We start from the raw sequence: 1002 nt of genomic DNA on the forward strand, positions 1-1002 counted from the left end.
CGCGTATCATGAACAACACGGATCAGGAAACTGTATTGCGGGCTCTGGAAGATGCCAGGCGCATCCTTGGGGAATACACATGGCCCGGTCTCGACGCTAGCCAGACGGTGCACAGCCTCATAGCGGTTCTCGACAGAGATGACGTTGTCCGCGCTCTTGATAGAATGAAAAGGCGCCGGACACTTCGCCTTGTGGAATAGAGGGCGCCGGCTGAGCAGGCGGCCCGACGCAGGTTGCCGGACGACACACCTACCCAAGAAAAAACCCCAGCCGGGGAATGGCTGGGGTTGCTCTTCCTTGAAATCGTGCCAACTGGGGGGGCGGTTGGCACGGTTAGCTAATTGCGATCGGTCAAAATCGTTCCCTTGTCATCGTGCCATCGTAGCGTCTCTGCCAGCTCCGGCCGCCAGGCCGGCCTACTCGTCGATCTCGCGGAGTCGTTGCTCCAGCCGCGCCATCTCTGCGCGTAAACTTTTGGCCTGTTCCTCGTCCCAGCCAACTCGACGCAGCTTTTGACGGCATTCTAGGAGCTTCATTGCGAGCTCCACACGCTCGTTTGGGTGGGGCATGGCGGGCATTCCAACGGTCTCTTTGTAAGACCACCGAATGCCCAATTTGTTCAGATTAGGAGGCGGGTCAACTGAGGCGGTCTTAGGTCCCCGCTTTTCGGTGTATTATCGCCTGTTCAACCTCGTCCGCGAGGACCGTGAGGTGACTGTGCGGTCGGTCAAACAAGTCGCGCTTGTCTCGGATTGGCTCCCGAGCTGATCATCGCTCTGCTTGGGGCTGGGCAATTGGAAGTGGTCGGCATAGGGGCCGCTGGCCATCAGAAATAGCTGGCGGCCCCACCATACACTTTCAAGATGAGTTGTCTCAATTCAATTGATCGACTTGTCTAAACTGTTTTTGAGGCCAGCGAGATCCGGCGGGCCGTTTGGTCCGCAACGGCTAACTCCACCGGTCAACGCTGACCGCCCCAATTCCGCCCCGGAACGAAACCTG

At 58.3% G+C, this 1002-nt stretch carries 1 protein-coding gene; it reads left to right on the forward strand.

Annotation, left to right across the window (positions count from 1 at the left end; all coding sequences use genetic code 11):
* Nucleotides 1-200, forward strand: a 200-nt coding sequence (locus KIP88_RS45835; protein WP_249791572.1) for a hypothetical protein, incomplete at its 5' end; no start/stop codon positions are given.
* Nucleotides 201-1002: the final 802 nt, after the last annotated feature.

The sequence above is a fragment of the Bradyrhizobium sp. SRL28 genome (assembly GCF_018596315.1).
In the GTDB taxonomy this organism is placed as follows: domain Bacteria; phylum Pseudomonadota; class Alphaproteobacteria; order Rhizobiales; family Xanthobacteraceae; genus Bradyrhizobium.